Annotated in this window: 22 protein-coding genes; 10 read left to right on the forward strand and 12 right to left on the reverse strand. The window is 61.3% G+C overall.

Annotated features, from left to right (window positions below; translation table 11 throughout):
- From HWQ14_RS09970 to hypA, 10 genes are all read right to left on the reverse strand, one after another.
- Nucleotides 1-1,221, reverse strand: coding sequence for an MDR family MFS transporter (locus HWQ14_RS09970; protein ID WP_063158999.1), 1,221 nt, complete (start codon nucleotides 1,219-1,221; stop codon nucleotides 1-3).
- A gap of 14 nt (nucleotides 1,222-1,235) precedes the next feature.
- Nucleotides 1,236-1,997, reverse strand: coding sequence for an ABC transporter ATP-binding protein (locus HWQ14_RS09975; protein WP_176609621.1), 762 nt, complete (start codon nucleotides 1,995-1,997; stop codon nucleotides 1,236-1,238).
- On the reverse strand, nucleotides 1,997-3,034 hold the full coding sequence (locus tag HWQ14_RS09980; RefSeq protein ID WP_176609622.1) for a FecCD family ABC transporter permease: 1,038 nt from the start codon (nucleotides 3,032-3,034) through the stop codon (nucleotides 1,997-1,999). The genes HWQ14_RS09975 and HWQ14_RS09980 overlap by 1 nt, the downstream gene beginning before the upstream one ends.
- On the reverse strand, nucleotides 3,034-4,032 hold the full coding sequence (locus HWQ14_RS09985) for an ABC transporter substrate-binding protein (RefSeq protein WP_176609623.1): 999 nt from the start codon (nucleotides 4,030-4,032) through the stop codon (nucleotides 3,034-3,036). The genes HWQ14_RS09980 and HWQ14_RS09985 overlap by 1 nt, the downstream gene beginning before the upstream one ends.
- Nucleotides 4,033-4,181: 149 nt before the next feature.
- Complete coding sequence (gene flhA, locus HWQ14_RS09990) at nucleotides 4,182-6,254, reverse strand: formate hydrogenlyase transcriptional activator FlhA (protein WP_176609624.1); 2,073 nt, start codon at nucleotides 6,252-6,254, stop codon at nucleotides 4,182-4,184.
- 62 nt (nucleotides 6,255-6,316) lie between these two features.
- Nucleotides 6,317-7,327, reverse strand: coding sequence for a hydrogenase expression/formation protein HypE (gene hypE, locus HWQ14_RS09995; protein ID WP_148421276.1), 1,011 nt, complete (start codon nucleotides 7,325-7,327; stop codon nucleotides 6,317-6,319).
- Nucleotides 7,324-8,445, reverse strand: coding sequence for a hydrogenase formation protein HypD (gene hypD / locus HWQ14_RS10000; RefSeq protein WP_176609625.1), 1,122 nt, complete (start codon nucleotides 8,443-8,445; stop codon nucleotides 7,324-7,326). Before hypD ends, hypE begins: the two co-directional genes overlap by 4 nt.
- Nucleotides 8,446-8,448: 3 nt before the next feature.
- Nucleotides 8,449-8,721 carry a HypC/HybG/HupF family hydrogenase formation chaperone gene (locus tag HWQ14_RS10005; protein WP_176609626.1) on the reverse strand — a complete coding sequence of 91 codons (273 nt, stop codon included), beginning with the start codon at nucleotides 8,719-8,721 and terminating at the stop codon, nucleotides 8,449-8,451.
- A complete protein-coding gene (gene hypB, locus HWQ14_RS10010; protein ID WP_176609627.1) occupies nucleotides 8,712-9,575 on the reverse strand; it encodes a hydrogenase nickel incorporation protein HypB in 864 nt (287 codons plus the stop codon). The genes HWQ14_RS10005 and hypB overlap by 10 nt, the downstream gene beginning before the upstream one ends.
- Nucleotides 9,576-9,578: 3 nt before the next feature.
- Nucleotides 9,579-9,929: a hydrogenase maturation nickel metallochaperone HypA gene (gene hypA / locus HWQ14_RS10015; RefSeq protein WP_148421284.1), complete on the reverse strand. Its 351-nt coding sequence runs from the start codon at nucleotides 9,927-9,929 to the stop codon at nucleotides 9,579-9,581.
- 210 nt (nucleotides 9,930-10,139) lie between these two features.
- Here hypA and hycA point away from each other — a divergent pair, with 210 nt between their 5' ends.
- The 9 genes from hycA to hycI all read left to right on the forward strand — a co-directional run bounded on the left by hycA (nucleotide 10,140) and on the right by hycI (nucleotide 18,076).
- Nucleotides 10,140-10,604, forward strand: coding sequence for a formate hydrogenlyase regulator HycA (hycA, locus tag HWQ14_RS10020; protein WP_148421286.1), 465 nt, complete (start codon nucleotides 10,140-10,142; stop codon nucleotides 10,602-10,604).
- Between the two features lie 71 nt (nucleotides 10,605-10,675).
- Nucleotides 10,676-11,284 (forward strand): 4Fe-4S dicluster domain-containing protein, encoded by a 609-nt coding sequence (locus HWQ14_RS10025; RefSeq protein WP_148421288.1) that lies wholly within the window; start codon nucleotides 10,676-10,678, stop codon nucleotides 11,282-11,284.
- Nucleotides 11,281-13,092, forward strand: a complete 1,812-nt coding sequence (hycC, locus tag HWQ14_RS10030; protein ID WP_176609628.1) for a formate hydrogenlyase subunit 3 — start codon at nucleotides 11,281-11,283, stop codon at nucleotides 13,090-13,092. Before HWQ14_RS10025 ends, hycC begins: the two co-directional genes overlap by 4 nt.
- Nucleotide 13,093: 1 nt before the next feature.
- Entirely contained in the window at nucleotides 13,094-14,017 is a 924-nt protein-coding gene (locus HWQ14_RS10035) for a respiratory chain complex I subunit 1 family protein (protein ID WP_176609629.1), read from the forward strand.
- A gap of 15 nt (nucleotides 14,018-14,032) precedes the next feature.
- Nucleotides 14,033-15,742 (forward strand): formate hydrogenlyase subunit HycE, encoded by a 1,710-nt coding sequence (hycE, locus tag HWQ14_RS10040; RefSeq protein WP_176609630.1) that lies wholly within the window; start codon nucleotides 14,033-14,035, stop codon nucleotides 15,740-15,742.
- A 133-nt stretch (nucleotides 15,743-15,875) separates the two neighbouring features.
- A complete protein-coding gene (locus HWQ14_RS10045; RefSeq protein WP_148421296.1) occupies nucleotides 15,876-16,418 on the forward strand; it encodes a formate hydrogenlyase complex iron-sulfur subunit in 543 nt (180 codons plus the stop codon).
- Entirely contained in the window at nucleotides 16,418-17,185 is a 768-nt protein-coding gene (locus tag HWQ14_RS10050; protein WP_148421297.1) for an NADH-quinone oxidoreductase subunit B family protein, read from the forward strand. Before HWQ14_RS10045 ends, HWQ14_RS10050 begins: the two co-directional genes overlap by 1 nt.
- Nucleotides 17,182-17,592 carry a formate hydrogenlyase maturation HycH family protein gene (locus HWQ14_RS10055; protein WP_176609631.1) on the forward strand — a complete coding sequence of 137 codons (411 nt, stop codon included), beginning with the start codon at nucleotides 17,182-17,184 and terminating at the stop codon, nucleotides 17,590-17,592. The genes HWQ14_RS10050 and HWQ14_RS10055 overlap by 4 nt, the downstream gene beginning before the upstream one ends.
- A complete protein-coding gene (gene hycI / locus HWQ14_RS10060; RefSeq protein ID WP_176609632.1) occupies nucleotides 17,585-18,076 on the forward strand; it encodes a hydrogenase maturation peptidase HycI in 492 nt (163 codons plus the stop codon). Before HWQ14_RS10055 ends, hycI begins: the two co-directional genes overlap by 8 nt.
- Nucleotides 18,077-18,089: 13 nt before the next feature.
- Here hycI and HWQ14_RS10065 read toward each other — a convergent pair whose 3' ends face one another.
- Nucleotides 18,090-19,514: a 6-phospho-beta-glucosidase gene (locus HWQ14_RS10065; RefSeq protein ID WP_176609633.1), complete on the reverse strand. Its 1,425-nt coding sequence runs from the start codon at nucleotides 19,512-19,514 to the stop codon at nucleotides 18,090-18,092.
- Nucleotides 19,515-19,532: 18 nt separating this feature from the next.
- Entirely contained in the window at nucleotides 19,533-20,984 is a 1,452-nt protein-coding gene (gene ascF / locus HWQ14_RS10070) for a PTS cellobiose/arbutin/salicin transporter subunit IIBC (protein WP_148421304.1), read from the reverse strand.
- A gap of 214 nt (nucleotides 20,985-21,198) precedes the next feature.
- Here ascF and HWQ14_RS10075 point away from each other — a divergent pair, with 214 nt between their 5' ends.
- Nucleotides 21,199-22,212 carry a LacI family DNA-binding transcriptional regulator gene (locus HWQ14_RS10075; protein ID WP_176609634.1) on the forward strand — a complete coding sequence of 338 codons (1,014 nt, stop codon included), beginning with the start codon at nucleotides 21,199-21,201 and terminating at the stop codon, nucleotides 22,210-22,212.
- The last annotated feature ends 92 nt before the right edge of the window (nucleotides 22,213-22,304 follow it).

Consider the following 22,304-nt stretch of genomic DNA (forward strand, 5'->3'; position numbering starts at 1 on the left):
TCAGCGCCGCAGCGGGCGGCAAATCACGCTCAGCGCGACCGCGCTGCACAGTGGAAACACCGCCAGCAGCAGCCACGGGTAAATGGCCTCCGTCGAGGGCACCAGCGCCTTGTCCAGCAGGCTGCCTAAACCTAAATTCCCCACCAGCACCGCGATGCCGCCGGCGGTTGAGAGTGCGCCATAGTGCGCTCCAAGCGTTGACTCCTCGGCAAAGCGCGGGATCAAATCTTTAGCCGACGGCACCAGCAGCATTTGTCCGAGCGTCAGCAGCGTGACAAGGCTTGCAGAGGGCAGCAGGCGCAGCCAGCCTTCCGGTGGCTCCGTCGCGGCAAAGAGCGCCACGCTTGCAAACGAGGCGGAAAGCAGCAAAAAGCCCACCGGTAAGATCCGGACCGCGCCGACGTTTCGGGCGAAACGGGCAAGGGGCAACTGCAGAACAATAATCAGCACCGAGGCCAGCATAAACAGCGGCCCCAGATCTTTTTCGTTCCCGCCGGCGCGCTGGATCTCCACCGGCAGCGCCAGATAGAGCTGGTTATAGCTTAACAGCCACGAACTGTAGGCGATGATAAAGGCGACGAAACGCGGCTGGCGGAACGTCGTCCACCAGGGCAGAATTTTCAGCGGCTTCGTGCTGCGGTGCGCCGCGGGCAGGCAGAAAAAGAGCACCACGAGCGCAACGATAAATATTCCCGCCCCCGCGAGCGCAACCTGGCGGAAACCCAGCCCCGTCAGCAGCGCACCCATCACCGGGCCAAGCACGGCGCCGAGTTCCCCGCATACCGCAAACAGCGCAAACCACTCCGCGCGGCTGCGTTTACCCTTTGCCTCACTTTGCGTTCCCGCTTTTGCCAGCAGGGCCTCTATCGACGGTGAGAACAGCGCGCCGCCAACGCCCGTCAGACAGGCCCCCAGAATGATGGGCCACAGGGATTGCCCAAAGGCCAGCAGTAAATAACCCACCACGCGGACGATGCAGCCGCTGAGGATCACGCTCTTCGCGCCAAACCGGTCTGAAAGCGCGCCGCCAACAATAAACATCCCCTGCTGGGAAAAGGTGCGCAGCCCAAGCACCAGCCCAATCAGCCCGCCGGAGAGCAGCATATCGTCACGCAAGAAGATCGCCAGGAAGGGGACGACCGCGTAAAAGCCAATGTTAAACACGAACTGGCTGCCCAGCAGAACGGGCGGCCAGAGCGTGGTGGCAGTGCGAAGGGGCATCATTTTAATTCACCCTACACGATGAAATGTATGTGTTTTTTCCCGTGGAAAGGGGAGATCTCGATTTTGGTTTTGACTCTGAAGACGTCCCAGAGCAGCTCCTCGGATAAGATCTCCTGCGGGGTGCCTGTCGCCACGATTTGCCCTTTCTGCATCACGATCAGCGAATCGCAAAACATAGACGCGTGGTTGAGATCGTGAATGGCCACGATGCTGGTCACCGGCAGCTCGCTGATGAGATGCATAAGCTGTATCTGATGATGAATGTCCAGGTGGTTAGTCGGTTCATCCAGCAGAATTTCGGTTGGCGCTTGCGCCAGCGCGCGGGCGATATGCACCCGCTGACGCTCGCCGCCGGATAAGCTCAGCCAGCCCTGTTCGCTGCGGTCCAGCATATCCACGCGTTGCAGGGCGGCAGTGACGGTTTCGTCGTCCTGCGCGCTCCAGTTTGAGAAGGGCGAATGGTGGGGAATACGCCCCAGCCTGACCACGTCACGCACGCGCATGTTGGCATCGGTCATCCCGTGCTGTTCAACAAACGCCACGCGGCGCGCCAGCTGCTTTTTGGCAATACGGGCAATGTCCTGTCCGTCCAGCGTGACGCGTCCGGCATCCGGGCGACGCAGGCCCGCCAGAATGCGCAGCAGAGAGGATTTGCCGCAGCCGTTAGGACCAAGCAGACCCACCGTTTCGCCCCGGGAAACCGTCAGCGAAACATTATTCACAACGATCTTTTTACCTACCTTCCAGGTGATGTTGTCGGCGCAGATGCTCATTACTTATTCCTTGAGCGGTAGATAATAACGGCGAAGAACGGTACGCCAACCAGCGCGGTGACGACCCCAACCGGCAGGCTTTGCGGTGCAATCAGCATCCGCGAGGCAATGTCGGCCAGCACCATCAGGATCGCCCCCGCCAGCGCGCTGGCAATCAGCAGCGTGCGGTGCAGCGGCCCGAAGAGAAAACGCATGACGTGCGGCACGACCAGCCCCACAAAACCAATCGAGCCCGCCATGCTGACGATGGTCGCGGTGATGAGGGCGGTGGTGGTAAATAAGGCCAGGCGCACCCAGGGCACCGCAATGCCCAACGAGGCGGCGGCATCATCACCAAAGGTAAAGGCGTCCAGCGCGCGGGAATAGTAAAGGCAGACGGCAAGACCCGCCAGCACGACCACCAGCGCCAGCTGGAATTCCGGCCAGCGGACGCCGCTAAAGCTGCCCAGCAGCCAGAACATGACGTCGCGCGCCTGCTGCGCGCTGGCAGAGGTGCTGATGGTATAGGCGGTAATGGCGTTAAACAGCTGGGAAGCGGCCACGCCCGCCAGTATGGTGCGCTCATTGCCGCCGCGCGCGCCGTTCGTCAGGAAGGCGACGAAGGCAAAGGCCGCAAACGCGCCGGCAAACGCGCCCGCAGAGAGCGATACCGCCCCGGTGCCAAGACCCAGTACCACGACCGACACCGCTCCGGTTGAGGCCCCCGCCGACACGCCGAGCACGTAAGGCTCCGCCAGCGCGTTCTTCAGCAGGCTTTGCAGCACGGCGCCGCAAATGGCTAAGCCGGCCCCGCAGCACGCGGCCACCAGCGCGCGGCTGAGGCGAAAGTCCCAGATGACGCTCTCATAGATGCGGTTGAGGGGAACGTCGGTCAGCCCCAGCTTATTGCCGATGGCGTAAAACACGTTATTCAGCGGGATAGCGAGCTCACCGACGCTGACGCCAAGGGCGATGACAAGAAACAGCAGCGCCACGGCGAGCAGGCATGATGTGGTCAGGAGCACGCCCTGCCGCATCTGGAGTACGACTGAGGACATCAGTTCAGTCCCAGTTTTCTGAGCTGTTCACCGACCTGCTCGGCACCGTAAAGCGTGCGGATCGTCGGGTTCATGGCCTGGCCGTCCATCACCACAATGTGGCCCTTCTTCACCGCGTCCAGCTGGCTGACGGCAGGATCGCTTTTCAGGAATTTAATTTTTTCTTCGGCGTTGTCCAGCGCCCAGCGGTTACGATCGAGGCTTGAAACCACAATCACGTCCGGGTTAGCGGCAATAATGCTTTCCCAGCCCACGGTCGGCCATTCGGTCTCGGAGGTAATGGCGTTGTGGCCGCCCAGCACGTTAGCAATAAACCCGGAGGCGCTGTTTTTACCGCCTACATAGGCGTCAGCCGAAGGCGAGGAGCTTGAGAACCAGAAAACAAAGGAGAGGTCTTTTTTGTTTTTGCCAAATTCGTGGCGCAGGTCCGCCTCACGCTTTTTAAAGTCGGCGATCACGGCCTGGCCGCGCGCTTCCACGTTGAAAATCTTAGCAAAATCTTCAATCTCTTTATAAAGGTAGGTCATGTCCCACAGCTTCTGGCGGCTGCCGTACATGTCGCCTGCGGCTTTTTTAGTGGCGCACATGCCCGGGGACAAGTAGCTGTTTACCCCAACGGTTGCCAGATCTTCACGCTTTGCGACCTTACTTTCTGGCCCGAGCAGCAGCGGTAGTTGTGCAGGTACAAAGTCAGGGTTTTGCGCAAGGATGGATTCCAGCGTAGGAATTTCAACGGTGAGCGTTTTGATTTTGGCGTTCTGCCCGGCCAGCTGCGGCAGCACTTTGGTCGGCCAGAAGGCGCTGGCTTTCACCTTATCTTCCAGACCCAGCAGCAGCAAAATCTCAACGGTGTTCTGCCCCAGGGCCACGACGCGCTCGGGCGCGCGGGTAAACGTCTCTTTATAGCCGCAGTTTTCAATGGTCAGTGGATACGTCGTTGCCAGAGCCGAGCTGACCGACGCAACCGCCAGGCCTAACGCGCAGAGAACCTTTTTCATTAAACGCTACCCTTCACAAGAATTGTTTGATGCAAATGAAACGCATTATTAAGGCGGAATTTTATACAGAGGAAAATATATTGTGTCAATGTGGGACAATTACGCAGGGTGATAAAAGGCGATGCCGGAAGGCACCGCCGGGACAGGGGTTAAGTGAGGCTCTCTTTATCAATTCCCAGCCGCTTCATGCGCGAGAGCAGGGTGGTGCGCTTCAGCCCGAGCCGTTGCGCCGCGCCTTTCGGCCCGGCCACCACGCCGTTGGTCTCCCTGAGCACGCGCAAAATAAGCTGATATTCATCCTCTCCCTCCTTCGCAACCTCGGTTGCGGCCACGGTCGTTTCCGCAAGAGAAACCTCCGGCAGGGACAGCTGAAGCACGTTCCCGCGCGTCAGCAGCACCGCGCGCTCGATGACGTTTTCCAGCTCGCGCACGTTGCCCGGCCACTCCATTGCCGAGAGGGTGCGTAGCGTTTCGGCAGGGATACTGTCGATATTCCGCCCCATCCGGCGGGCAATCTTCGCGGTAAAGGCTTTCACCAGCAGCGGAATATCTTCCGGGCGCTCGCGCAGCGGCGGCAGGCAGATCGGGAACACGTTCAGGCGATAGTAGAGATCGCTTCTGAACTCACGGTCTGCGACCATTTTTTTCAGATCGCGGTTGGTGGCGGCAATCAGGCGCACGTCGGTCTGGATCAGCTTGTTGCTGCCCAGACGCTCAAACTCCTGCTCCTGCAGCACGCGCAGCAGCTTGGGCTGGAGCTCCAGCGGCATATCGCCCACTTCGTCGAGGAACAAAGAGCTTTTATCCGCCAGCTCAAAACGGCCCAGCCGCTGGCTGCTGGCGCCGGTAAAGGCACCGCGCTCGTGGCCGAACAGGTCGCTTTCCAGTAAGCCAGCAGGCATCGCCGCGCAGTTCATCTTCACCATCCGGCGGCTGTTGCGGTTGCTCAGGTTGTGGATCGCCCGGGCAATCAGCTCTTTCCCGGTGCCGGTTTCACCGAGGATCAGCACCGTGCTGTCGCTTTGCGCCACCATCTCCACCTGCTTGAGCACGCTGTACATGGCATCGCTGCGCCCGATGATTTCGCCAAACTCGCTGTCCACGTTGTTGAGCTGCTCGGTCAGCGCCAGGTTCTCGTCCACCAGCCGCTCCTTCAGGCGGTGGATCTCCTGATAGGCGAGGGCATTATCCAGGGCGATGGAGATACGCTCGGCAATCTGGCGCAGCAGCTTGAGGTTGGCGGTGGTAAATACCGCCTCGTCGCACTGCGCCAGTTTGAGCACGCCGAGCATGGTGTTGCCGGACATCAGCGGCAGCAGGCACAGGGTCTGGATCTTATTGCCCCAGGTGTTGAACAGCATGCGCTCGTACGGCGCCAGCGGATCCTGCTCGCTGAGATTCAGCAGCAGGATCTCTTTGCTTTTAAATACCCGCTCAGAAAGAGTGCCCGCTTCGTCCACCTCGCTCTGCTCGTGCGCCGGATTAGCCTCATCGAGGTAGTGGGTGGAATAGATGTTGAGCTTGCCTTTACGGTTCCCGCGCAGCGCAATGCTGATGGCGTCGATCTTGAAGTAGTGGTGGATCTCTTTGGCGACCTCGCTGACCAGCTCATCCATATCGAGCCGCGACAGAACGGCATTGGTGATCGCCACCAGAATGCGGAAGTTATCGCGCTCGCGGCTCAGCAGGTCGTAATCCACGTTATTGGTGACGCGGCTTTGGATCTGCTCGGCGACGACGGCCACAATCTGGGTAAAGGTATGCAGGCGCTCGTACTCCGCCTCGCTCCAGGGCTGGTCGGTATTGCGGATAAACTCGCAGCCGCCAAAAATATGCCCCTCCACCGCCAGCGGCAGCATGCTGTAGTGGCCGAACGGGTGGTAAAGGTTGCTCTCTGCAAGCTTAGGCCAGGCCTGGCGGAACTGGTCAAAGTTGCAGTGCAGGGCTTCCGGGCGGGAGAGGATACGGCGCACCGGGCCGTGCGCCAGGAACGTTTCATCTTCATACTCGAAGACCTTGCCGTTATCACGCGTTGAGAAATAGCTCGCGCGCTGGGTTGCGCTATGCCAGAGCACAATGGCGGCGCTGTCCGCCAGCGCGGATTGCCTGACCAGCCGCGTCAGGGCATCGCTCAGCGCGCCGAGATCGGGCTGTTGTAAAAGAGTGCGCGTGATGTCAAACAGGCCCTGCTGTCCAAGATCGCTCATCGGTGTATACGGCATTGTTGCTTTCCAATAGAAACTGGCAAAAAGAGACGTTCGGCGCTGACCGCTATTGATGCGGTCTAGCAAATTCGGGGTAACGGTTCAGCGTGCGGCAGATCCAGCGTGCGCTTCACGCCGTAAAGCCCGGTCAGGCGCACCCCTTTGCGCTCAACCACTTCACCTATGATGGCGGCCTCTTTCCCTGAAGGATGCGCACGCAGCTTCTCCAGCACGGCTTCGGCAGCCTGGCGCTCCACGCCGATCAGCAGCTTGCCCTCGTTGGCAAAGTTCAGCGGGTCGAGCCCCAGCAGTTCGCACAGGCCGCGAACGGCAGGCCTGACGGGCAGGCTGCGCTCGTTAAGCTCGATACCACAGCCACTGCTGGCGGCAAACTCATGCACCACGGCATTCACGCCGCCGCGGGTGGCATCGCGCAGCGCTTTCACGCCGGGAACGGTCCGCAGCGTCTGGATCAGCGGCGTGAGTACCGCGCAGTCGCTGCACAGCTCGCCGTCCAGCCCCAGGCCTTCGCGCAGGTTAAGGATCGTCGCGCCGTGACAGCCCAGCGTGCCGGTCACCAGCAGCACGTCGCCCGCGCTGAGCCGCTGCGCGCCCCAGTGAACGTCGGCGGGAATCGCCCCCATTCCGGCGGTGTTGATGAACAGCTTATCAGCCGCGCCGCGTTGCACTACCTTGGTATCCCCGGTGACGATGGCGATACCCGCCTCGCGGGCGGTGTGCGCCATGCTGTTCACCACCGCCGCGAGCGTCTCCATCGCCAGACCTTCTTCGAGGATAAACCCGCAGGAGAGGTAGCGGGGGATCGCCCCGCTGACGGCCACGTCGTTGGCCGTGCCGCAGACGGCGAGCTTGCCGATATCGCCGCCCGGGAAGAACAGCGGGTCAATCACGTAGCTGTCGGTGGAGAACGCCAGCCGGTCGCCCTGGGCGGTGAGCGTTGAGAGCGCGATGCGCGCCTGATCCTCCTGCTCGGCGAGCCAGGGGTTATTAAAGGCTTCCATGAACAGCCGGTTAATCAGCTGCTGCATCGCCTGTCCACCGCTTCCGTGCGCCATTTCCACCGTGTTCATGCTTCACACTCCTGGTTGCGATATTGATACCACGCGGCGCATGCCCCTTCGGAGGAGACCATCAGCGCGCCAAACGCGGTTTGCGGGTTACAGGCGTTGCCGAATAACGGGCAGTGATGAGGTTTGCACCTGCCGGTGAGCACGTCGCCGCAGCGGGCGCGGGGATCGTCACACACCTGCTGCGGCCGCGGGCGGAAGTGCATTTCGGCATCAAAGGCGTGATACGCGGGCGTCAGGCGCACGCCGGAGTTGGCAATCAGCCCCAGCCCGCGCCACTCGCTGTCGCCCTCAACGCTAAACGCGTCGGCTATTGCCCGCTGCGCCCGTATATTTCCCGCATCGGGCACCACGCGGCGATACTGATTTTCTACCGCGCTCAGGGCTGCTATTTTCTGCTCAACCAGCATGGTCACGCCTTGCAGTAGATCAAGCGGTTCGAAACCAGCCACCACTAACGGACGATTGTACCGTTCGGCGATAAAACCGTAGGCTTCTGTGCCAATCACCATGCTGACGTGGCCCGGGGCCAGAAACGCGTCAATGCCGTTATCCGGCGCCTCCAGCAGGCTGCGCAGCGTGGGGATGAGGGTGATGTGCTGACAGAAAAAGAAAAAGTTAGTGACGTGGCGGGCCTTCGCCTGCTGAAGGGTGATGGCGGTTGCGGGCATGGTGGTTTCAAAACCCAGCCCGAAGAAGACGACCTTGCGGTCGGGGTTATTCATGGCAAGCGTCAGGGCGTCCATCGGCGAGTAGACGATCCGCACGTCCGCGCCGCGCGCCTTCGCCTGGAGCAGCGAGCCATTTTTCCCCGGTACCCGCATGGCGTCGCCAAAGGTGCAAAAAATCACGCCGGGCCGGCTGGCGATGTCGATACAGCTGTCGATGCGGCCCATCGGCAGAACGCACACCGGGCAGCCGGGGCCGTGGATAAACTCGATATTCTCCGGCAGCAGCTGGTCGAGGCCAAATTTAAAGATGGCGTGCGTATGTCCGCCGCACACCTCCATGATCCGCAGCGGCCTCTCCTGGGTGTAGTCCAGCAGCGCCGCGCGCGCTTTCAGGCGCTCGATAAGCTGTAGCACCTGCTCCGGCGAGCGGTATTCATCAACGTAACGCATATGCTAGCGCTCCTCGCCGTACAGCAGGGCGCCCACGTCCGGCTCGACGTCGAACATATTCTGCAGGGCGTCCAGCGTGTCGCGGGCTTCTGCTTCATTAATCACGCTCATGGCAAACCCCACGTGCACCAGCACCCGCTGGCCGAGGCGCGAGGCCCCCGCTTCATCGTGGCTGCCCACCAGCGTCAGATCCACGTCGCGCAGAATGCCGCAGACCTCCACTTTGGCCTGATTCCCGTCAATGGAATGGATTTGTCCGGGTACGCCTATGCACATCGTTCACTCTCCAGCCAGTCCAGCCAGGCGTCCATCCCGTCGCCGCGCGTGGCGGAGACCAGCAGGATATGAATGTCCGGATTTACCTCCCGCGCGTAGGCCAGACAGGTATCCACGTCGAAATTCAGGTACGGCAGCAGGTCGACCTTGTTCAGCAGCATGACGGAGGCGGCGGCGAACATGTGCGGGTACTTCAGCGGCTTGTCCTCCCCTTCGGTAACGGAGAGTACCGCCACTTTATGCCGTTCGCCGAGATCGAAGCTTGCCGGGCACACCAGGTTACCGACGTTTTCAATAAACAGGATGCCGTTCTCAGCCAGCGGCAGGCGCGGAGCGGCGTCGGCAATCATCTGCGCGTCCAGATGGCAGCCTTTGCCGGTGTTAACCTGAATCGCCGGGGTGCCGGTTTCGCGGATGCGCGCCGCGTCGTTAACGGTTTGCTGATCGCCTTCAATCACCGCGCAGGAGACGCGTTCGTTCAGGCGCCTGAGGGTTTCGGTCAGCAGGGTCGTTTTACCGGAGCCGGGGCTGGAGACCAGGTTCAGCACCAGCTGTTTGCGCGCGGCAAAGCGCGCGCGGTTGCGGGCGGCGAGCCGGTTATTTTTGTCCAGCACGTCGATCTCTACCTCCAGCATCTGGCGCTGGCTCATGCCCGGTGCGTGAGTGCCCGCTTCGCCGTGGCCGTAGTGCAGGTCGCCCGCGGCGGAACGCTGCGGCGCAAAGGTAATACCGGTCAGGGGCGCCGCAGGGCGCGGGGCAGGGGAAAAGGGGGCGGAGCGAAACGCGGAGTGAGGACGATGTTCATCCCCTTCTATATACAGGTTGCCTTCGGCGCAACCGCAGGTACTACACATACATTACTCCTTCTCGATTTCGAGGCGTTGGATCTGCATCCCGTCATCCGCCACGATGCGTAGCCCGGCGCTCTGGCACTGCGGGCAGCGCTGCACCTTTGAAGACAGCAGCGTGACGTACTGTTGGCACTTCTCGCACCAGCACTCCGCCTGCTGCTCGTCGATATGCAGCTCGCAGCCTTCTGCCAGCGTGCCGCGGCACACCAGTTCAAAACAGAAGGTCAGGGCGCTGGTCTCGACGCAGGAAAACGCGCCGACCTTCAGCCAGACGCCGGTCACGCGCTTCGCGTGGTTCAGTACCGCCTGCTGTTCGATAAGTTCGAGTGCCCGCTGGCAGAGGGTGATTTCGTGCATGACGCCTCCTTAATGAATTGCCCGTTCAATGCAATAACGGTGCCAGCTTGATTTCCGTTACGGCGTGACGATGTCAACGCTGTCGAAATGACACGTCGACACGGCGGCAGTGACAGCATCTTTGTAAATAAAACTTATATAAATCAATCAAATAAAAACTGGCACGGAATCTGCTATACAGCCGCTATCTCCATTAACCGGATACCTTTTATGACTATTTGGGAAATTAGCGAAAAAGCGGATTACATCGCGCAACGTCATCAGCAGCTTCAGGAGCAGTGGCACCTGTACTGCAATTCACTGGTCCAGGGGATCACGCTGTCGAAGGCCCATCTGCACCACGCCATGAGCTGCGCGGCACAGGGAGACATGCGCTTCGTGTTATTCGGCCACTTTACGATTTACGTCACCCTGGCGGACATCTTCAACAGCCACACGATTGAGTACTACGTTGAGACGAAAGAGGGCGACAGGCACTGCATCGCCCGGGCGCAGCTGATGGCGGACGGCATGGTGGACGGTCACGTCAGCAACCGCGATCGCCAGCAGGTGCTGGAGCACTATCTGGAGAAGATCGCGCCGGTTTACAACGGCCTCTATCACGCCGTTGAGCATGATTTGCCGATCAACCTGAAACAGCTGATCGACGGAAAATCCGCGGCGAACGTGGCCTGAAAAGCGAGTGTCGAGAAGTGTCGATAAGACAGCTTTTTCGTCAAAAATGACCATCACCAGAGGATGACCCGGTGAACCGTTTTGTAATTGCTGACTCGACGGTCTGTATTGGCTGTCGAACCTGTGAGGCGGCGTGTTCGGAAACGCACCGCCAGCACGGGCTACAGTCCATGCCGCGCCTGCGCGTCATGCGTAATGAGAAAGAGTCTGCGCCGCAGCTCTGCCACCACTGTGAAGATGCCCCGTGCGCGGGCGTCTGTCCGGTAAACGCTATTACCCGCGTCGATGGCGCGGTGCAGCTGAACGAAAGCCTGTGCGTGAGCTGCAAGCTGTGCGCCATCGCCTGCCCGTTCGGCGCCATTGAATTTTCCGGCAGCCGTCCGCTGCACGTTCCGGCGAACGCCAATACCCCGAAAGCGCCGCCTGCGCCACCGGCTCCGGCACGGGTGAGCACGCTGCTCGACTGGGTTCCGGGCGTGCGGGCCGTTGCGGTGAAGTGCGACCTGTGCAGCTTCGATGAGCAGGGTCCGGCCTGCGTGCGGACCTGCCCGACGAAGGCGCTCATTCTGGTCAACATTCGCGATATTGCCCGCACCAGCAGGCGCAAGCGCGAGCTGACCATTAATACCGACGTCGGCGATCTGTCGCTGCTGCGGGCGCTTAACGAGGGGGCGAAATGAACGCAATATTCATGATTAACAGCGCCGTGGCGTACTTCACCGCTGCTGCGGTGCTGGCGTTACTGTTCTCTTTCCATAAAACCCTGAGCGGCTGGATCGCCGGTATCGGCGGGGCGGCGGGCAGCCTGATGACGCTGGCGGCGGGCGCGGTGGTGTTACTCGGCGGTCAGACCGCCGAAGCCGTGATTCCGCTCGTTCGCCATGCCGTTCAGCTTACGCCGCTGAACGCCGTCTGGCTGGTGACCTTTGGCCTGTGCGGGCTGTTTATCAGCCTGTTTAATATTGACTGGCACCGTCATCAGCACACCAGAGTGAACGGCCTGCTGGTAAACCTGCTGATGGCGGCGGTCTGCACCGTTATCGCCAGCAACCTCGGCGCGCTGGTGGTGATGGCGGAGATCATGGCGCTGTGCGGCGTGTTCCTGACCGGATGCAGCGCCTCCGGCAAGCTGTGGTTTGCGCTCGGCCGCCTCGGCACGCTGCTGCTGGCCGTAGCCTGCTGGCTGGTGTGGCAGCGTTTCGGCACCCTGGATTTTGCCGCGCTTAACGGCCAGCCGCTGGGGAACGACGTCTGGCTGCTCGGCGTGGCGGGCTTCGGCCTGCTCGCCGGGATCATCCCCCTGCACGGCTGGGTGCCGCAGGCGCACGCCAGCGCCTCTGCGCCGGCCGCGGCGCTGTTCTCCACCGTGGTGATGAAGGTCGGCCTGTTCGGCATGCTGACCATCACGCTCACCGGCGGCCTGCCGCCGCTGTGGTGGGGCGTGGTGCTGCTGATTGCGGGCATGGTTACCGCGTTCGTCGGCGGGCTGTACGCCCTGATGGAGCACAACATTCAGCGCCTGCTGGCGTACCACACCCTGGAAAACATCGGCATCATCCTGCTCGGAATGGGCGCGGGCGTGACCGGGCTGGCGCTCGGCCAGCCGGCGCTGATTGCCGCCGGGTTTATCGGCGGTCTGTATCACCTCATCAACCACAGCCTGTTTAAAAGCACCCTGTTCCTCGGGGCGGGTAGCGTCTGGTTCCGCACCGGCCATCGGGATATCGAAAAGCTCGGCGGCATCGGCAAAAAAATGCCCGTCATTTCGCTTGCGATGCTGGTCGGGCTGATGTCGATGGCCGCGCTGCCGCCGCTGAACGGCTTTGCCGGGGAGTGGGTGATCTATCAGTCGTTCTTCGCGCTCGGCCAGGGCGACGCGTTTATCGCCCGTCTGCTGGGGCCGCTGCTGGCGGTTGGCCTGGCGATTACCGGCGCGCTGGCGGTGATGTGCATGGCGAAGGTCTACGGCGTTACCTTCCTCGGCGCGCCGCGCACGCGGGAAACGGAAAACGCCAGCTGCGCGCCGGTGCTGATGGCCACCAGCGTGGTGGCGCTGGCGCTGTGCTGCATTGCGGGCGGGGTTGCCGCGCCGTGGCTGCTGCCGCTGCTGGGCCACGCCATTCCGCTGCCGCTGGCGACGGCGCATACCGGCGTCTCCCAGCCGATGATGGCGCTGCTGCTGGTTGCCGCACCGCTGCTGCCGTTTGTCCTGATGCTGTTCTTCAAACGCGACCGTCTCGCCTCCCGCTCGCGCGGCGCGGCGTGGGCCTGCGGTTACGAACACGAGCAGTCGATGGTCATTACCGCTCACGGTTTCGCCATGCCGGTGAAGGAGAACTTTGCCGCCGTTCTCAAGCTGCGCCACTGGCTTAACCCGCAGGGCCGGGTGCCGGGCTGGCAGAATGCCGCCGTGCCCGTGCTGTTCCGCCGTCTGGCGCTGATCGAGCTGGCGGTGCTGGTGGTGATTGTGATTTCCCGAGGAGCCTGACATGAGTCTGTTACTGGCATTACTTCAGGCGCTGGTGCTGTTCGCCGCTGCGCCGCTGCTTTCCGGGGTGAGCCGCGTGGCGCGCGCCCGGATGCACAACCGTCGCGGGCCTGGCGTGCTCCAGGAGTACCGCGACCTCTTCAAGCTGCTCTCCCGCCAGAGCGTGGCGCCGGACGCCGCAGGCTGGGTCTTCCGCCTGACGCCGTTCGTGATGGTCGGCGTGATGCTGACCATCGCCACCGCGCTGCCGGTGGTCACGGTAGGCTCGCCGCTGCCGGCGCTCGGGGATCTGATTACGCTGATTTACCTCTTCGCCATCGCCCGCTTCTTCTTTGCGATTGCGGGCCTGGACACCGGGAGCCCGTTTACGGGCATCGGCGCCAGCCGCGAGGCAATGCTCGGCGTGCTGGTTGAGCCGATCCTGCTATTGGGGCTGTGGGTCGCCGCGCAGGTTGCTGGCTCAACCCACATCAGCTTTATCACCCATACCGTTTACCACTGGCCGGTGGACCGCTCCGTTCCGCTGGTGCTGGCTCTGTGCGCCTGCGCGTTCGCCACCTTTATCGAGATGGGCAAGCTGCCGTTCGATCTCGCGGAGGCGGAGCAGGAGCTACAGGAAGGGCCGCTCACCGAGTACAGCGGCTACGGCTTTGCGGTGCTCAAGTGGGGCATCAGCCTCAAGCAGCTGGTGGTATTGCAGATGTTCCTCGGCGTCTTTTTCCCGTGGGGGCAGATGACGCATTTCTCCGCAGGCGGCCTGATCCTGGCCGTGGTGGTTGCCGCACTCAAGCTGCTTATCGGCGTGCTGGTGATTGCCCTGTTTGAAAACAGCATGGCGCGCCTGCGCTTTGTCGCGACCTCGCGCATCACCTGGGCCGGTTTTGGTTTTGCATTTTTAGCGTTCGTCTCCTTGCTGGTGGCGTGATTAAAGAGAGTATTTATGTCTGAAGAAAAGAAAGGTCAGCAGTATCTCGCCGCGCTGCATCAGGCTTTCCCCGGCGTGGTGCTGGAGGAGTCCTGGCAGACCAAAGACCAGGTAACCGTCACCGTGAAGGTGAACTATCTGCCGGAAGTGGTGGAGTTTCTTTACTACCGGCAGGGCGGCTGGCTGTCGGTGCTGTTCGGCAACGACGAGCGCCAGCTGTGCGGCAGCTATGCGGTGTACTACGTGATGTCGATGGAGCAGGGCGAGAAGTGCTGGCTTACCGTGCGCGTCGAGGTCGACCCGAACAAGCCGGAATACCCCTCCGTGACGCCGCGCGTGCCTGCCGCCGTCTGGGGCGAGCGCGAAGTGCGCGACATGTACGGCCTGGTGCCGGTCGGCCTGCCGGACGAGCGCCGCCTGGTGCTGCCGGACGACTGGCCGGACGAGCTCTACCCGCTGCGCAAGGACAGCATGGACTACCGCCAGCGTCCGGCTCCGACCACCGACAGCGAAACCTACGAGTTCATCAACGAGCTGGGCAGCAAGAAGAACAACGTGGTGCCGATCGGCCCGCTGCACGTCACCTCTGACGAACCGGGCCACTTCCGCCTGTTCGTTGACGGCGAGAACATCATCGACGCCGACTACCGCCTGTTCTACGTCCATCGCGGCATGGAAAAGCTGGCGGAAACCCGCATGGGCTACAACGAGGTCACGTTCCTCTCTGACCGCGTGTGCGGCATCTGCGGCTTTGCCCACAGCACCGCCTACACCACCTCGGTGGAGAACGGCATGGGGATCGTGGTGCCGGAACGCGCGCAGATGATCCGCGCCATTCTGCTGGAGGTAGAGCGCCTGCACTCGCACCTGCTGAACCTCGGCCTGGCCTGCCACTTCGTTGGCTTTGACTCCGGGTTTATGCAGTTCTTCCGCGTGCGCGAAGCGTCAATGAAGATGGCGGAGATCCTCACCGGGGCGCGTAAAACCTACGGCCTGAACCTGATCGGCGGGATCCGCCGCGACCTGCTGAAGGATGACATGGTCCAGACCCGCCAGCTTGCCCAGCAGATGCGCCGCGACGTGCAGGAGCTGGTGGATATGCTGCTCAGCACGCCAAACATCGAGCAGCGCACCGTGGGCATCGGCCGTCTTGACCCGGAAATTGCCCGCGACTTCAGCAACGTTGGCCCGATGGTGCGCGCCAGCGGTCACGCCCGCGACACCCGTGCCGATCACCCGTTCGTCGGCTACGGCCTGCTGCCGATGGAAGTGCACAGCGAGCAGGGCTGCGACGTTATCTCCCGCCTGAAGGTGCGCATCAACGAGGTGTTCACCGCGCTTAACATGATCGACTTTGGCCTGGACAACCTGCCGGGCGGCCCGCTGATGGTGGAGGGCTTCACCTACATTCCGAACCGCTTTGCGTTGGGCTTTGCCGAAGCGCCGCGCGGGGACGACATCCACTGGAGCATGACCGGCGACAACCAGAAGCTCTACCGCTGGCGCTGCCGCGCGGCCACCTACGCCAACTGGCCAACCCTGCGCTACATGCTGCGCGGCAACACCGTCTCTGACGCGCCGCTGATTATCGGCAGCCTCGACCCGTGCTACTCCTGCACCGACCGCATGACCGTGGTGGACGTGCGCAAGAAGAAAAGCCAGGTGGTGCCGTACAAAGAGCTTGAGCGCTACAGCATCGAGCGTAAGAACTCGCCGCTGAAATAGTTGATGTTGTGCGGTCTGTAACCCCTCACCCCGGCCCTCTCCCCAGAGGGGCGAGGGGGCGAACGGTTCCCTCTCCCTTTCAGGGAGAGGGCTAGGGTGAGGGTGAGAAAACCGCACGAAAGCAGGAGTAAAAATGTTTACCTTTATCAAAAAAGCTATCAAAACCGGCACGCCCACCAGCCGCTATCCGCTGGAGCCGATGCCGGTGGATAAAAACTTTCGCGGCAAGCCGGAGCACAACCCGCAGCAGTGCATCGGCTGCGCGGCCTGCGTCAACGCCTGCCCGTCGAATGCCTTAACGGTGGAAACGGATCTGAAAACCGGCGAGCTGGCCTGGCAGTTTAACCTCGGGCGCTGCATCTTCTGCGGCCGCTGCGAAGAGGTCTGCCCGACCGTCGCCATTCGTCTTTCTCAGGAGTACGAGCTGGCGGTGTGGAGGAAAGAGGACTTTTTACAGCAGTCGCGCTTTGACCTGTGCAGCTGCCGCGTCTGCAACCGCCCGTTCGCCGTTCAAAAGGAGATCGACTACGCCATTGCCCTGCTGCAGCACAACGGCGACGCCCGCGCGGAGCACCATCGTGAAAGCTTTGAAACCTGCCCGGAGTGCAAGCGGCAGAAATGCCTGCTGCCGTCTGACCGCATCGATTTAACCCGCCATATGAGAGAGGCCAGCTGATGGAAAACTTACTCGGCCCGCGCGACGATAACGGCATCCCGGTGCCGATGACGGTGGAAGAGTCCATCGCCAGCATGAAGGCGTCGCTGCTGAAAAAAATCAAACGCTCGGCCTACGTTTACCGCGTGGACTGCGGCGGCTGCAACGGCTGCGAGATCGAGATCTTCGCCACGCTGTCGCCGCTGTTTGACGCCGAACGCTTCGGCATCAAGGTGGTGCCGTCCCCGCGCCATGCGGACATCCTGCTGTTTACCGGCGCCGTTACCCGCGCTATGCGATCGCCCGCGCTGCGCGCCTGGCAGTCCGCGCCGGATCCGAAAATTTGCATCTCCTACGGAGCCTGCGGCAACAGCGGCGGTATCTTCCACGACCTCTACTGCGTCTGGGGCGGTACCGACAAAATCGTGCCGGTGGACGTCTACATTCCGGGCTGCCCGCCGACGCCTGCCGCCACGCTGTACGGCTTTGCGATGGCGCTTGGCCTGCTGGAGCAGAAAATCCATGCCCGCGAACCGGGTGAGCTCGACAACCAGCCTGCGATGCTCCTGCACCCGGACATGGTGCAGCCGCTGCGGGTGAAGGTCGACCGCACGGCGCGGAAGCTGGCGGGCTATCGCTATGGCCGCCAGATTGCCGACGATTATCTGCGCCTGCTGAGCCAGGGCGAGCATCAGGTGGCGCGCTGGCTGGAGGCGGAGAACGATCCGCGCCTCAATGAGATTGTGGCGAACCTGAACAGCGTAGTGGATGAGGCGCGTATCCGATGAGTGAAACGGTGGTGTTCAGCCAGCTGAGCCGTAAATTTATTGATGAGAACGACGCCACGCCGGTTGCGGCGCAGCAGGTGGTCTATTACAGCCTGGCGATTGGGCACCACCTCGGGGTGATCGACTGCCTTGAAACGGCGTTAAGCTGCCCGTGGCCCGAGTACCTGGCGTGGATCGCCACGCTGGAGGAGGGCAGTGCGGCGCGGCGTAAAATGGAGGGCGTGCCGAAATATGGCGAGATCGTTATCGACGCTAACCACATCACGATGCTCGCCAACGCTTTTGACGCGGCGCTGAGCGTGCAAACCCCGGCGCAGCAGGCGTGGAGCAAAATGCTGCTCGGCATGCTGCACGATATTCATCAGGAGAGCGCCATCTACCTGATGGTGAGGAGATTACGTGACTGACGTTTTACTGTGTGTCGGCAACAGCATGATGGGCGACGACGGCGCGGGTCCGCTGCTGGCGGAGATGTGCGCGGCCAGCCCGCAGGGGAGCTGGGTCGTGATCGACGGCGGCAGCGCGCCGGAAAACGACGTGGTTGCCATTCGCGAGCTTCGCCCGGACAGGCTGTTAATCGTCGACGCTACCGATATGGGGCTGAACCCGGGGGAAATCCGCCTGATCGATCCGGACGACATCGCGGAAATGTTCATGATGACCACCCACAACATGCCGCTTAACTATCTGGTGGATCAGATTAAAGACGACGTGGGCGAGGTGCTGTTTTTGGGCATCCAGCCGGACATCGTCGGGTTTTATTACCCGATGACGCCCCCGGTGAAAGCGGCGGTGGAGGTGGTCTATTCGCGGCTTGCGGGATGGGTTGGAAAGGGTGGGTTTGAACCCCTCACCCTAACCCTCTCCCCTATGGGGAGAGGGCCGGGGTGAGGGGGAGCGCAGGCTACGCCAGATCCGCCCCGTTACTCGCAATCACCTTCTTGTACCACCAGAACGATTTCTTGCGCTTTCTGTCCAGCGTGCCGTTACCGGCGTCGTCGCGGTCAACGTAGACAAACCCGTAGCGCTTGCTCATCTCCCCGGTTGAGGCCGATACCAGGTCAATGCAGCCCCAGGTGGTGTAACCCATCAGCGGCACGCCGTCCTCGATGGCGTCGCCCATCGCGCGGATGTGCTCGCGGAGATAGCTGATGCGGTAGTCGTCGTTAATCTCGCCGTTTTCATCAATGACGTCCTTTGCGCCGAGGCCGTTTTCCACCAGGAACAGCGGCTTCTGGTAGCGGTCGTACATCATGTTCATGGTGATGCGCAGGCCGAGCGGGTCAATGCCCCAGCCCCACTCGCTCACCTGAATGTGCGGGTTGCGTAAAGACTTCACGATGTTCGCCGCGCTGGTGTTGCCCGCGTTCATGTCCGCCGACGCGCAGCGCGAGGCGTAATAGCTGAACGAGACAAAGTCGACGGTGTTTTTCAGCAGTTCGTCGTCGCCAGGGTCTTTTACAATCACCACCCCTTTTTCGCGGAACACGCGGGCGGAGTAGGCCGGATAGCTGCCGCGCGCCTGCACGTCGATGAAGAACAGGTTCTCGCGGTCCTTCTCCAGCGCCATCCACACGTCTTCCGGCTTGCAGGAGTAGGGGTAAAAATTCCCGCCCGCCAGCATGCAGCCGACCTGGTTTTCCGGGTTCACCTCGTGGGCGATTTTGGTCGCCAGCGCGCTCGCCACCAGCTCGTGGTGCGCGGCCTGGTATTTCACCTGGTCCTCGTTTTCACCGTCCTCAAACACCAGCCCCGCGCCGGAGAACGGGCTGTGCAGCATGATGTTGATTTCGTTAAAGGTCAGCCAGTATTTCACCAGCCCGTTAAATTCTTCAAAGCAGGTGCGGGCGTAGCGGGCGAAGAAATCCACCATCTTACGGTTGCGCCACGAGCCGTATTCCGTCACCAGATGCATCGGCACGTCGAAGTGGCAGAGCGTGACCAGCGGCTCGATGTTGTACTTTTTGCACTCCTCGAACACCGCGCGGTAGAAGGCGATGCCCTCTTTATTCGGCAGCGGCTCGTCCCCGTTCGGATAGAGGCGGCTCCAGGCAATCGAGGTGCGGAACACCGTAAAGCCCATCTCCGCCATCAGGGCGATGTCTTCCTTGTAGCGATGGTAAAAATCAATCGCCTCGTGGCTCGGGTAAAATTCGTCGTCACGCAACGAAAACCGTTTTTCCTTGCCGACCTTTACCGCCAGACGGTGTGCGCCGTGGGGGATCATATCGACCGTTGTCAGCCCTTTACCGCCTTCACGGTAAGCTCCTTCACTCTGGTTGGCGGCAAGCGCGCCGCCCCATAAAAATCCTTGTGGAAAAACAGACATTCTTACCTCGCTTTCAATTTATGCTTCTGCTGCTTTGTTCTGAACCGGTGCGGTTTGCAGGGCGCGCGCTTTTTCGGCTTCGTCTTCTACCGGAATATCCTCAAACCCTAAGAGCAGGGTCAGAACAAACGACAGCACTACCGCCAGCCCCATCACGCCGAACACCCAGACGATGGTCATCGGGTTAGCCGGGTCGAAGAACTGCACGCTGGTGAACAGCCCCGGTGCCGCCATCGAGTGGCTGGCAAGACCGGCCATGCCGGCCACCGCGCCGCAGATAAAGCCGCTGATCAGGCTCGCAATCAGCGGACGCTTCAGGCGTACAGCCACGCCGTAGAGGGCCGGTTCAGAGATCCCCGCCATGATGGCGGAGGCCGCCGCCGCCAGCGCCGTCTGGCGCAGCTCCGGGTTTTTGGTTTTCCACGCCACCGCCAGCGACGAGCCGCCGAGGGACAGGTTAGCGCCGATTTCCGACGGCATCACCATCCCTTCTTTACCCGTTTCGGCAATGGTCTGGATGATGGTTGGGGTAAAGACGCGGTGCATCCCGGTCATTACCAGCAGCGGCCAGAGCGCGCCCATAATGGCAACGGAGAGCCAGCCCAGATAGCCGTGAATGGTATAGACCAGCGCGGAGATGGCGCTGCCGATCCAGATCCCCAGCGGGCCAATCAGCACGATGGCGAGCGGGGCGGCAATCAGCACGATCAGCATCGGCTTCAGGAAGTTTTTGGTTACCGCCGGGGTAATACGATCCACCCAGCGCTCGATATACGACAGGCACCAGGTCATGACCAGCGCCGGGATCACCGTGTAGGTGTACTTCACCGCCGTCACCGGAATCAGCGCGAACTCAACGTGCTCGCCCTGCGCGGCCTTCGCCATCAGCTCGATAAAGCTCGGGTGAACCAGCACGCCCGCGATGGCAATGGCCAGCGACATGTTGGTTTTGAACTTCACCGCCGCGGACGCCGCCACCATCAGCGGCAGGAAGAAGAACGCGCCGTCGCCGATAACGGTCAGGATCGTCAGCGTCGGATCGCCTTTGCCCAGCACGCCGGTCATCTCGAGGATCATCGCCAGCAGCTTGACCATCGACCCGCCGATGATCGCCGGGATCAGCGGGGACATGGTGCCGATCAGCGCATCGAGGATCCCGGCGCCAATCCGCCGCAGGGTCAGCTTCTGTGGACCTTTCGGTACGGCTGGCTGCAGGTTAGCCGGCAGCAGGTTGACCACTTCGCGGTACGCCTGGGAGACGGTGTTGCCAATAATCACCTGGCACTGGTTGTCGTTGCGCACCACGCCGAGCACGCCGCTGATGCTTTTCAGGCCCGGGGCGTCGGTGAGGCTTTCGTCCTTCAGAACGAAGCGCAGGCGCGTCATGCAGTGGGTGACGGCGACGATGTTGTCTTTGCCGCCAAGCGCGCTAACCACCTCGTTCGCCAGCGCAGCGTAATTTTTTGCCATCGGATGTGATCCTGTTATCGTTGTGAGAAATGTAGGAAACCGGTTTCACATAATCATCATTAGTTTCTATGAATGAAACAAGATCGCTTTTTGTACATTTTTTTGTTTCGTGATGCAGATCGCAATGGAGTGTCGGAAGCGTGACAACGCCGCTGCGACAATTTTTCCGCGGTGCAGTACACTGCGGCTCATCAGTTTTACATGGAATAACAATATGACCACGATGCTGGAAGTGGCGAAGCGGGCAGGCGTTTCGAAAGCGACGGTCTCCCGGGTGTTGTCGGGTAACGGCTACGTTAGCCAGGAGACCAAAGACCGGGTATTTCAGGCAATCGAAGAGAGCGGCTATCGCCCTAATTTGCTGGCGCGAAACCTGGCGACCAAACGTACCCGGACCCTGGGGCTGGTGGTGACGAACACCCTTTATCACGGCGTTTACTTTAGCGAGCTGCTGTTCCACGCCGCGCGCATGACGGAGGAAAAGGGCCGCCAGCTGATACTGGCCGATGGCAAACACAGCGCCGAAGAGGAGCGCGAGGCGATCCAGTATCTGCTGGATATGCGCTGTGATGCGGTGATTATCTACCCGCGTTTTCTGAGCGTGGATGAGCTGGACGAAATCGTCGACAAATGCGAGCAGCCGATCGTGGTGCTCAACCGCCGTTTACGTAAAAACAGCAGCCACAGCGTCTGGTCCGATCATAAAGCCTCGTGTCAGGAAGCGGTATCGAAGCTGATTGCGCAAGGGCACCGGGAGATTGCGTTTATCACCGGTTCACTGGATTCCCCCACCGGGGTTGAGCGTCTTTCCGGCTATAAGGACGCGCTGGCGCAGCACGGCATTGCCCTGCGTGACGAGCTGATCGCCGAAGGAAAGTGGAATCCGGCCAGCGGCGCGGTGGCGGTCACGGAGTTGCTTACCCGCGGCGAACCGTTTACCGCGCTGGTGGCGAGCAACGACGATATGGCGATTGGCGCCATCAGCCAGCTGCACAAGAGCGGCGTCGCCACGCCGGGCGCGGTGTCCGTCATCGGCTTTGACGACGTGGCCATCGCGCCCTATATCGTGCCGTCCCTCTCCAGCGTGCGTATTCCGGTGACGGAGATGATTCAGGAGACCATCAGCCGCCTGATTTTCATGCTCGACGGCGGTGAGTTTAAATATCAGCAAACCTTCTCCGGCGAGCTTATCCTGCGCGACTCCGTTATTGCCGGCCCGCACCGCTGACGTCGACATCTGTCATCGTCACTAATGACGATGACAGCACGCCTTGCTTTTCTTCTGCTTTAAAATCAATGCATTAAAAACTGGCACGCTTT

Origin of the sequence: Enterobacter cloacae, from assembly GCF_013375935.1 — a bacterium.
Lineage (GTDB): Bacteria > Pseudomonadota > Gammaproteobacteria > Enterobacterales > Enterobacteriaceae > Enterobacter > Enterobacter pasteurii.

Bases quoted from the DNA above. Each gene is read 5' to 3' on its own strand.
- HWQ14_RS10035 (WP_176609629.1), top strand. From the start codon at position 13,094: ATGAGTCTGTTACTGGCATTACTTCAGGCGCTGGTGCTGTTCGCCGCT.
- hypA (WP_148421284.1), bottom strand. From the start codon at position 9,929: ATGCACGAAATCACCCTCTGCCAGCGGGCACTCGAACTTATCGAACAG.
- hypD (WP_176609625.1), bottom strand. From the start codon at position 8,445: ATGCGTTACGTTGATGAATACCGCTCGCCGGAGCAGGTGCTACAGCTT.
- HWQ14_RS10075 (WP_176609634.1), top strand. From the start codon at position 21,199: ATGACCACGATGCTGGAAGTGGCGAAGCGGGCAGGCGTTTCGAAAGCG.
- HWQ14_RS10045 (WP_148421296.1), top strand. From the start codon at position 15,876: ATGTTTACCTTTATCAAAAAAGCTATCAAAACCGGCACGCCCACCAGC.
- HWQ14_RS10050 (WP_148421297.1), top strand. From the start codon at position 16,418: ATGGAAAACTTACTCGGCCCGCGCGACGATAACGGCATCCCGGTGCCG.
- HWQ14_RS09985 (WP_176609623.1), bottom strand. From the start codon at position 4,032: ATGAAAAAGGTTCTCTGCGCGTTAGGCCTGGCGGTTGCGTCGGTCAGC.
- hycE (WP_176609630.1), top strand. From the start codon at position 14,033: ATGTCTGAAGAAAAGAAAGGTCAGCAGTATCTCGCCGCGCTGCATCAG.
- HWQ14_RS10065 (WP_176609633.1), bottom strand. From the start codon at position 19,514: ATGTCTGTTTTTCCACAAGGATTTTTATGGGGCGGCGCGCTTGCCGCC.
- hycC (WP_176609628.1), top strand. From the start codon at position 11,281: ATGAACGCAATATTCATGATTAACAGCGCCGTGGCGTACTTCACCGCT.
- HWQ14_RS09970 (WP_063158999.1), bottom strand. From the start codon at position 1,221: ATGCCCCTTCGCACTGCCACCACGCTCTGGCCGCCCGTTCTGCTGGGC.
- HWQ14_RS10005 (WP_176609626.1), bottom strand. From the start codon at position 8,721: ATGTGCATAGGCGTACCCGGACAAATCCATTCCATTGACGGGAATCAG.
- HWQ14_RS09980 (WP_176609622.1), bottom strand. From the start codon at position 3,034: ATGTCCTCAGTCGTACTCCAGATGCGGCAGGGCGTGCTCCTGACCACA.
- hypE (WP_148421276.1), bottom strand. From the start codon at position 7,327: ATGAACACGGTGGAAATGGCGCACGGAAGCGGTGGACAGGCGATGCAG.
- hycA (WP_148421286.1), top strand. From the start codon at position 10,140: ATGACTATTTGGGAAATTAGCGAAAAAGCGGATTACATCGCGCAACGT.
- flhA (WP_176609624.1), bottom strand. From the start codon at position 6,254: ATGCCGTATACACCGATGAGCGATCTTGGACAGCAGGGCCTGTTTGAC.
- hypB (WP_176609627.1), bottom strand. From the start codon at position 9,575: ATGTGTAGTACCTGCGGTTGCGCCGAAGGCAACCTGTATATAGAAGGG.
- HWQ14_RS09975 (WP_176609621.1), bottom strand. From the start codon at position 1,997: ATGAGCATCTGCGCCGACAACATCACCTGGAAGGTAGGTAAAAAGATC.
- HWQ14_RS10055 (WP_176609631.1), top strand. From the start codon at position 17,182: ATGAGTGAAACGGTGGTGTTCAGCCAGCTGAGCCGTAAATTTATTGAT.
- ascF (WP_148421304.1), bottom strand. From the start codon at position 20,984: ATGGCAAAAAATTACGCTGCGCTGGCGAACGAGGTGGTTAGCGCGCTT.